This window comes from Spirillospora sp. NPDC052269, assembly GCF_040679435.1.
Lineage (GTDB): Bacteria > Actinomycetota > Actinomycetes > Streptosporangiales > Streptosporangiaceae > Spirillospora.
Map to the genome: position 1 here is coordinate 353486 of NZ_JBFAUU010000011.1, position 8918 is coordinate 362403.

7 protein-coding genes are annotated in these 8918 nt (G+C 73.9%); 4 read left to right on the forward strand and 3 right to left on the reverse strand.

What is annotated here, in order from left to right:
- Nucleotides 1-52 precede the first annotated feature (52 nt).
- From AB0L06_RS25160 to AB0L06_RS25170, 3 genes are all read right to left on the reverse strand, one after another.
- Nucleotides 53-2722, reverse strand: coding sequence for a DUF7824 domain-containing protein (locus AB0L06_RS25160; RefSeq protein WP_500233522.1), 2670 nt, complete (start codon nucleotides 2720-2722; stop codon nucleotides 53-55).
- A complete protein-coding gene (locus AB0L06_RS25165; RefSeq protein ID WP_500233523.1) occupies nucleotides 2719-4104 on the reverse strand; it encodes an SWIM zinc finger family protein in 1386 nt (461 codons plus the stop codon). The genes AB0L06_RS25160 and AB0L06_RS25165 overlap by 4 nt, the downstream gene beginning before the upstream one ends.
- A gap of 73 nt (nucleotides 4105-4177) precedes the next feature.
- Nucleotides 4178-5410, reverse strand: coding sequence for a hydroxymethylglutaryl-CoA lyase-like TIM-barrel protein (locus tag AB0L06_RS25170; protein ID WP_500233524.1), 1233 nt, complete (start codon nucleotides 5408-5410; stop codon nucleotides 4178-4180).
- A gap of 73 nt (nucleotides 5411-5483) precedes the next feature.
- Between AB0L06_RS25170 and AB0L06_RS25175 the strand changes: the two genes are divergently transcribed.
- The 4 genes from AB0L06_RS25175 to AB0L06_RS25190 all read left to right on the forward strand — a co-directional run bounded on the left by AB0L06_RS25175 (nucleotide 5484) and on the right by AB0L06_RS25190 (nucleotide 8800).
- On the forward strand, nucleotides 5484-6734 hold the full coding sequence (locus AB0L06_RS25175; RefSeq protein WP_500233525.1) for a citrate/2-methylcitrate synthase: 1251 nt from the start codon (nucleotides 5484-5486) through the stop codon (nucleotides 6732-6734).
- Between the two features lie 160 nt (nucleotides 6735-6894).
- Complete coding sequence (locus tag AB0L06_RS25180) at nucleotides 6895-7260, forward strand: hypothetical protein (RefSeq protein WP_500233526.1); 366 nt, start codon at nucleotides 6895-6897, stop codon at nucleotides 7258-7260.
- A gap of 111 nt (nucleotides 7261-7371) precedes the next feature.
- Nucleotides 7372-7698, forward strand: coding sequence for a DUF3817 domain-containing protein (locus AB0L06_RS25185; protein WP_500233527.1), 327 nt, complete (start codon nucleotides 7372-7374; stop codon nucleotides 7696-7698).
- Between the two features lie 160 nt (nucleotides 7699-7858).
- Nucleotides 7859-8800 carry a bifunctional helix-turn-helix transcriptional regulator/GNAT family N-acetyltransferase gene (locus AB0L06_RS25190; protein WP_500233528.1) on the forward strand — a complete coding sequence of 314 codons (942 nt, stop codon included), beginning with the start codon at nucleotides 7859-7861 and terminating at the stop codon, nucleotides 8798-8800.
- Nucleotides 8801-8918: the final 118 nt, after the last annotated feature.

Here is an 8918-nt window from a genome sequence, read left to right on the forward strand (position 1 = left end):
CCGGGGGCTGGGGGATCCGCAGCGACCCACCGTACGCGGATCCCCCGGCAGTTCACCGCTCCGGGGACAGGGTGCGTTCCAGCCGGACGGCCTCCCGGACGAGCCGGCTCGACCCGCCGCGCGCCGCGAGGTCCGCGAGACCGGGGAGGTCGGCGCGGGCGCCCACGGTCTCGGCGCAGCGGGCGGCGAGTTGCAGCAGGTCGGCCAGGCCCCTCGGCGCGTTCGCCGCCTTCCCCGTCGTGACCCTGGTCAGCAGCGGCGGCAGCGCCGCGCGCGCGATCTCCCAGACCTCGGTGTACGCGCCCGCGTGGACGGCCTCGGCGAGGACGTCGCTGATCCGGTTGAGCTTCACACAGTCCATCTCGACCAGCGTCGCGATGGCCCCGCCCAGGTCGGCGGCCGGGAGGAGGCGCCGCGACGCGAGGACGAGCAGCGCCTCCACCGCGATGGCGCGTCCTGCCGACTCCCTGTCGGACGCCGCGTACGCGAGGACGACGCCGGTCGCCGGACCGGCGGGACCGTCCGCCTCGGCGAGGGCGAGGACCGCGTCGCCGATCTCCGCGTGGGCAAAGGTGGTACCGCTGACCTGGGGCATGCCGGAGACGACAGGCAGCAGGTGCGCGGCGGCGAGTTCGCGATGCGACGGCAGCAGCCGCGGCACCAGCTCGTAGCCGGACCAGAGGCGGCTCGAGGGGAAGCCCTCCCGGCGTTCGCCCTGTGGGAGTGTGAAGAGTGGGCGCACGTCCTCAAGGGCCGGGCTCATCGCCGAGGGCGTGGACGCGGCCAGGAGGCGGAGGCGCTCATGCTCCCACTTGTGCCATGGGCTGCGACCGGGCCGGAGGGTGATCTCGGGGGCCGGCGGGCCGTCCGCGCCGAGGTGCTCCGCCAGCGCCCTGCCGCGCACGGACGTGAGGCCGGCGGCACGTCTCAGCGTGTCGGAGCCGACCGCGCGCGGTGTGCGGAGCAGCGCCTGGGCGAGGTCGGCGTGGCCGATCTCCAGGCCGTCCGCCTCGTAGCGCAGGGCGCGGCCGACCAGGACGGCCGGGTCGACCAGGCCGTTCGCCTCGGTCGGGGTGGCCAGCAGGAACGGCATCCAGCCCAGACCGTCGACCGCCTCCCGCATCCGCCAGGCCAGGAAGCGGAACGGCAGCGGCAGCCCGTGGCTTCGGTCGTCGCAGAGCCCTGGTGACGTTCTCGACATCTGCTTGAGGCGGGCGCGCATCGCCGTGGCAAGGGCCCGGACACCGGTGGTCTCGGGGGCCGGGGCGAGGTTCTGGAGGGCGAGGGTGAGCAGTTCCTGGGGGGTGACGAAGGTCTGCGGGTAGGCGTAGCCCTCGTCGAAGAGCCGGGGCTGGGCCTCCGCCAGGCGGGCGAGGGCCGTGTGCGTGCCGTCCCGGTCCCGGTGTGCCTGCTCGACGACCCCCGTCATGACGCGTTCGAACCCTGACCATCGGTTTCCCTGCCAGAGCATCATCTCCTCGGCCAGCTCGCCGACCGTGCCGATCGGCGGCGCCGGGGTGGGCGGAAGGTAGGGGGGAAGTGAGTCGACCGGAAGACCCGGCTTGTCGTCCTGGCCGGGCTTGGCGGCACCTGGGATCAGGGCGCGGAGGTCGGCGGGAAGGTCGGCGCTCGCGGCGAGGGCCGCCGCGCGTGTCTCGGCGGACGCGTCGGCAGCGTGCTTCGCGACGAGCTTCACCGCGCGTTCGCGCAGGTCGAGCGACTCCGAGGTGAACAGGGCCAGGACGGCCAGGACGGCGGTGTCCTGCCGTCCTTGGCGGGCCGTCTTGCCCGTCCACACCAGGGCGGACTTGACCAGCCGCTTCTCGGGGCGGAACACGGCGGCGTCCACGGCCTCCACGAACGCGGCGGGCGGGATCGGGGACGCCTCGTCCACCCGCCGGATCTCGCGGAGCGCCAGGCCGGCGACCGCGCCGGGCGCGGCGGGCAGCATCCGGACGAAGTCGCGGAGCCGGGTCGCCGACTCCTCGGGCGTCGGAGCCAGCTCGTCGTGCAACGCGCAGAACCAGCGCAGGTCCTGGACGCGTCCGCCGCGCAGCAGGCGCCGGACGCACCAGTCGAGGACGTCCGACCGCTTGACCCTGCCGGAGGCCGTGAGCGCGGCGACACCCTTCGCCCAGCCCTCGTGGCCCGCGCCGTCCACTTCGAACACCCGGGGGAGCAGCGTGTCGGTAAACGGGTCGTCCGCGAGCTTCTCGGGGTGGGCTGCCCACTCCGTCCAGCCGAGCACGAACATGTCGTTGGTCGGAGGCGTACCACCCGCGCGCGGCACGAGCGCGGCGATGGCCTTCCACAGCGCCTCGTGCTGCCAGCGGTTGCGCAGCCGCCCGGCGGCCCGCTCCACGACGTCGGCGACCCACTCGTCCGGACGGTTGGCCACCGCGTCCAGCAGCATCGGCCCTCGCTGGGCGGCCTTGTCGGCGTTCCGGACGTCCCAGCGGTTCGTCCACCAGACCAGGTCAGGCTTCGCCATCCAGTTCGCCGCGGCCGCCGCGCCACCGATCGTGGCCAGCCCGGCCAGCAGCAACGCGTCGCACACCGGCCCGTCGATCAGTCCGTACTGCGACCGGTCGCGCACTTCACGCATCAGCCCGGGCAGCTCCTTGGCGACGGCCCTCCGCCCGGCGGCGTCGAGCCCCGCGATGAGGTTCAGGACCTCCTGGGAGCGCCCCGTCGAGATCGCCTCCCGCAGATCCGCGTTCACGCCTGCTCCTCGAGCACTTCGGAAGGCACGGCCGCTTCGGCGGGGTCGCGGGCGATGCGGACGGCGAGGACGTGCTTGCAGGGGCCTCGTCCGCCGCGATGGTCCAGCCACCAGGGGCAGGTGCAGGTCGCGCGGTCGCCGTCGAGGCGGATGAGGCGCGTCTCGTCGGTCATGACCCGTGCCAGCCCCGGCGACTCGAAGTGGACCGCGCCCGCGTCGGCGAGGGCGCGGGCGGCGCGCAGGCGCGGGTTCATCGCGGCGACGCGTTTCGGGTCGTACGGCAGCTCGCGGTGGAAGTGCGCCGCCTCGGAGAGGTCGTAGCCGACGCGGCCGGACGTCCCGAGCTGCGTGAGCGCCGCGTGCGTGCGCGCGGGGGTTAGGCCCGCCCCGGACGCGAGGAGGTCGGCGTCCAGGCGCGGCTCGAAGGCCAGCAGCGCGCCGACGAGGTCGGCGTCCGCCGCGGTCTCGTCGGCGGCCAGGTCGGCAAGGACGGCGCCCTCGCCGGAGAACCCGCGGGACGTCTCGGGGGAGAGCGTCAGCACGTACCGCATGCCGGGCAGTTCCAGCTCCCACGCGGACGCCATGGGCGGTGTCCCGGCGGCGACCGGCGGCCCGTACACGCGCAGCGCGCGGGCGAAGCGCAGCAGCGGCAGCAGCGTCGCGAGCCGGTGCGTCCCGGCCAGGCACACCGCGCCCGGCCCCGGACGCGGTGTCAGCCGCAGCGTCCGTCCCGCCGGGGCAGCCCACAGCAGGCCCGGACCGCCGCGGCCGGTGTCTCTCGGCAGCCCGCGGACGAACCGGACGGCCTCGGCGGCGGAGAGCTCGGCCCGCAGGTCGAACCCGGACGCGATGACCTGGACCTCGGCGAACCCGCGCAGCCAGCGGTCCGGAAGCGGCACCTTCTTCTCGACGGTCGCGCCGTCCAGCGTGGTGACGACGAGCTCGCCCGTCCCGACGGCCAGGTGCAGCGGCTCGTCGCCGCCGACCCGGGCCAGGGCCTCGCGCAGCGGGCCGTTGACGTCCACGTTGGTGGTGCCGAGGTCGACGACCTCGCCGTCCAGCGCCTCCTGGAGGACGTCGAGCCGCGCGTAGACGCCGCCGCACGCCGAGAACGACTCCAGCCGGAGCCGGTCGCCGTTGCAGGTGACGACCGGGTCGCGCAGCCAGGCCGGCCGCGGCCGGTGGTAGCGGGTGCGGGCCACGTCGGCGAGCCCGAGCAGCCCGGCCGCGGCCGGCGCCGCCCGGGTGAGCAGCCCGCTGAAGAAGTGCGGATGGTCCGTCCGCCCGCCGGACGCGGTGGTTCCGCCGGACGTCGACAACCCGAGCCCCGTGCCCGTGAGCGTGGACGGCTGGACGTACTGGAACGCCTGTGCGCTGGTCATGTCCGGAACATAGAAGCCGGCACCGACATCCCTGCCGCCCCCGCGTGGTGCGCCGCGGGGGCGGCAGGACCGATCAGAGGTGGCCGGGGAAGAGGAGCGCCAGCTCAGCGGGATGATCGGCGATGAGACGCAGCTCGTCGTCGGTGAGCGGACGTCCCGTCATCGCGTTGCACAGCTGGACGAGCTGGAACGACAGTTCCGGGTCGGACGGCTCGACGCCCAGTTCGTCCATCACGTGGCGGAATCCGGCGCGTCCGCCGTACTCGCCGGTCAGGACGACGCGGCCGCGGCGCGCGTGCAGGTCGTCCGGGAACGGGCCGAGGCCGCTCTCGTCGTACAGCTCGTAGTTGCCGTGGTCCTTCAGGGCGCCGTCCGCGTGGATGCCGGACTCGTGCGCGAACGCGTTGACGCCCGCGCCGACCTGGTTGTAGGGCAGCGGCTGGCCGAACGCGTAGCCCGCCCAGAGCGAGAAGCGGCGCGCCCAGGTCAGGTCGAGCGCGTCGCCGATCTCGGCGTCCACCCCGAAGGCGTGCTCGAACGCCAGGATCGTGGACAGCAGGTCGGCGTTCCCGGCGCGTTCTCCGATGCCGTTGACGCACGTGTTGACCCACGCGTCCTGCCCGGCCTCGAGATCGCCCAGCGCGCCGGACACCGAGTTCGCGACGGCCATGCCGAGGTCGTTGTGGCAGTGCGTCTCGACCGGCATCTCGATGACGGCGGCGAGCTTGGCGAACCGCTCGCGGATCCGTCCCGGGCTGTCGCCGCCGATCGTGTCGCAGTACCGGACGCGGTCCGCGCCCGCCTCCTTGGCGGCGAGGGCGAACTCGTGCAGGAACCCGTCGTCGGTGCGCGAGCCGTCCTCGGCGTTGACGCCGACGGTCTCGACGCCGCCCGCCTTGGCCGCCCGGACCGCCGCCTGGGCCTCCCTGATGATCGACGCCCGGTCCAGCTTCCCGCGGAACTTGTTCGCGATCATGTAGTCGGACGTCGAGATCGACAGGTTCATGTGCCGGAGCCCCCGGCCGGACGGCGACCGGACCGCGAGGGCCTTCTCGACGTCGGCCGCGACGCCCCGGCACCAGCCGGACAGCCGCAGGTCCCCGAACGCCCCCGCCTCCGCGAGCGCCAGCTGCGCCCGGACGTAGGGGACCTCGTGGAACAGGAACGGGAACCCGATCTCCGACTGCGCCACGCCGAGCCGGCCCAGGTAGAGGTTGACCATCGTCTTGCCGAACTTCGAGAGCCCGGTGCGTGCGGTCTGGACGCCGTCGCGGTTGGTGACGTCCAGGAAGTGAATCTGAGGCATGCCCTCAGATTGACAGCGGAATCCATATGTATCAATATTGACCATAATCAACATTGAACGAGAGGACGGCCAGGTGGGGGACTGGATCGACGCGGCGGCGGCCGCCGAACGCCTCGGTGTGAAACCCGCCACGTTGTACGCCTACGTGAGCCGGGGCGTCCTGCGCCGCCGCCGGGACGAGACGGGCCGGCGCTCGCTCTTCGACGCCGACCAGGTCGAGGAGCTCGCCCGCAAGGGCAGGCCGCGCCGCGGGCCCGGCCCGTCCGAGCTGGCCATCGAGTCGTCCGTCACGGCCCTCGGTCCGGACCGTCCCTACTACCGGGGCCGGGACGCCCTCGCCCTGGCCACGGGCCACCACTTCGAAGCCGTCGCCGAATGGCTCTGGACGGGCGACGCCGAGGCCCTCGCCGCCGACGCGCCGGGCGGCGAAGCGCCCCCGGCCCATGGCTGGCGGGCCTCGGAGGAGGGGCTTCGCGCCGCCCGGGCGGCCCAGTCCGGCCTGCCGTCCGGGCTGCTCCCGCTCGACCGCCTCCAGGTGATCATCACGGCCCTCGCCGTCACCGACCCCCTGCGCGTCCACATCGATCCGGAGGGCGTCCTCGTCACGGCCCGCTCCCTGATCGCGGGCATGGTCGACGCCCTCCCTCCCGCCGCCCATGCGGGCGGGGAGGGGGACGGGCGGCAGGGTGCGATCGCCCGGCGGCTGTGGCGGGCGCTGTCTCCGGACGCGCCGTCCCCCGGCCTGCTGCGGGCGTTCGAGGCGTCGATGGTGCTGCTCGCCGATCATGAACTGGCGGCGTCGACGCTGGCCGCGCGGGTCGCGGCGTCCGTGCGGGCGGATCCGTACGCCGTGGTCACGGCGGGTCTCGGGGTGGTGAGCGGGCCGCTGCACGGCGGCGCGTCCTACGCGGCGGAACGCCTGTTCGCCGAGGTCGATGAGCCCGGACGGGCCGCACGGGTGATCGGCGACCGGCTCCGCGCGGGGGAGCGGATCCCCGGGTTCGGGCACTCGGTCTACAAGTCCGGGGACGGGCGCGCGACCGTCCTGCTCGACCTTGTCCGGGACGCGGCGCCGGAGCACCCGCGCGTCGCCCTCGCGGACGCCGTCCTCGCCGAGGCGAGGCGGCGGCGGCTGCCCGAGCCCAACATCGACTTCGCCCTGGCCCTGCTGGGCGGCGTCGCCGGCCTCGTCCCCGGTGCGGGCGAGGCCGTCTTCGCCGTCGCCCGCGTCGCGGGCTGGCTCGCCCACGCCCTGGAGGAGTACGGCGGCCGCTCGCCCCTCCGCCCCCGCGCCGTCTACGTCGGCCCACCCATTTCCGGCTGAGCCATCCGCGCCCGCCCGCGCCCGGCCGAGCCGTCGCGCCCGGCCGGGGCGCGGGGTGTCCTGAGGGCGCTCACCAGGGGGTTCGCCGAGGCCACATCCGGGCGCGACGCTCGGACGGGGGTCTGCACGGATCGCGGGGAGGCGGGGGTACGCTCATCACGTGCGCAGGTTCTTCACTCCCGCTTGGATCGGGCTGCATACGACGGCGATCGTCCTCTTCGGGGCGTTCATGGCCTTCGGCTGGTGGCAGTTCGACCGTGCGCAGGGGGGCAACGACCGGAGCTGGGGCTACACCTTCGAGTGGCCGATCTTCGCGATCTTCGTCGTGGTGATGTGGGTCAAGATGATGCGGGACGAGGTGACCGGCGAGGAGTCCATCCCCCGCGGCCCGAAGGTGATCGAGGAGCCCGCCGCGAAGGCGGTCACCCAGCAGATCATCGAGCGGCAGGAGAGCGAGGACCCCGAGCTCGCCGCCTACAACCGCTACCTGAACCGGCTCAACACGCAGACCGGGCGCCGCGACTAGGCGCACTCCGGGGGCGGCCGGCCTGGGGAGGCCCAACGCCCCGTCCTGGGACGCGGGAACGCAAGAACGCAAGCGATAGCGCCGTCGGGCGCGCTGAGAAGGGTGTGACTCGTGGAAGCGGCCATCAAGCGGTACCGGATCATGGCGCTGCTCGTCGGCGTGATGCTGCTGGTCCTGGTCTTCGTCGCCATGCCTCTGCGCTACATCTGGGACCAGCCCGGCGCGTCGGCGATCGTCTCGCCGATCCACGGCCTGCTGTACATGGTGTACCTGGTGACGGCCTTCGACCTCTACCGGCGTGCCGGATGGCCGCTGCAGAAGATGGTCCTCATGGTCGGCGCCGGACTCGTGCCGTTCCTGGCCTTCTACATCGAGCGCCGGATCGTCGGCGACGCGCGCGCCGAGCTCGAGCGCACCGCCGTCCTCACTGAGGCGTAGGCGACCCGGCCAAGGCGCAAACGACCACAGCTCACAGAAGGCCGTCCTGTCCGCAGGGCGGCCTTCGGCGTGCCACGACCCGCCCGCCCTGCCTCTGGACGCGGGCCCTCTCGCGCCCTATCGTTTGACTCAGTCAAGTAATAAGGCGAGAGGGAACCTCATGCCGTCACCCGCCCACGACGTCGCGACCGTCCGGGACTTCAACCGCTTCTACACCCGCGTCCTCGGGCTGCTGGGCGACGGCCACGTCCGGACGCCGTACTCGCTCACCGAGGCGCGCGTGGTCTTCGAGCTGGCGCAGCGTCCCGAGACCGAGGTGCTCGCGCTGCGCCGCGCCCTGGACCTGGACGCCGGGTACCTCAGCCGGATGCTCGCCCGGTTCGAGAGCGACGGCCTGGTCGAGCGCGAGCGGTCCGCGGACGACGCGCGCCGCCAGCTCGCCCGCCTGACCGCCCGCGGCCGCGAGGTGTTCGCCCTGCTGGACGAGCGGGCCGCCGCGCAGATCCGGGCCCTGCTCGACGGACTGAGCGGCGAGGACCGCGACCGCCTGGTCGAGTCGATGCGGACGGTCCGCGAGTGCCTGGACACGCCCGAGCCCGTCCCGCCGGCGGGGTCCGACGGCGAGGTCACGCTGCGTCCCCTCCGTCCCGGCGACCTCGGCTGGGTCGTCCAGCGCAACGGGGAGCTGTACGCGTCCGAGTGCGGGTGGGACAGCAGCTACGAGGCGCTGGTGGCCCGGGTCGCCGCCGAGTACGTCGAGCAGCACGACCCCGAGCGCGAGAACGCCTGGATCGCCGAACTCGGCGGACGCCGCGTCGGCAGCGTCTTCTGCGTCCGGCGCGACGCGACGACCGCCCAGCTCAGGCTGCTGATCGTCGAACCCGACACACGCGGCGCGGGCGTCGGCGGCAGGCTCGTGGACGCGTGCGTCCGGTTCGCCGCCGCGTCCGGCTACGAGCGGATGGTGCTCTGGACGACCGCCCTCCAGGAGCCCGCCCGGCGCATCTACGCCCGCGCGGGCTTCGAGCTCGTGGACAAGGAGGAGCCGTCCGACCGCTTCGGCGGCACCGTGCACGGCGAGACCTGGGAGCTCTCCCTGTAGCCCCGCCGCGTGGCCGCGTCTGGGAGGCGATCCGGCGGGCCAGCGTCCACGCGGCGCGTTCACCGCGCCACAGCCACCACCCCGACACCAGACCCGCCACGACGTGCGCGAACGTCAT

What these genes read in the sequence shown, in the direction of transcription:
- AB0L06_RS25165 (WP_500233523.1), bottom strand. Translation starts at nt 4,104, where the DNA reads ATGACCAGCGCACAGGCGTTCCAGTACGTCCAGCCGTCCACGCTCACG.
- AB0L06_RS25170 (WP_500233524.1), bottom strand. Translation starts at nt 5,410, where the DNA reads ATGCCTCAGATTCACTTCCTGGACGTCACCAACCGCGACGGCGTCCAG.
- AB0L06_RS25190 (WP_500233528.1), top strand. Translation starts at nt 7,859, where the DNA reads ATGCCGTCACCCGCCCACGACGTCGCGACCGTCCGGGACTTCAACCGC.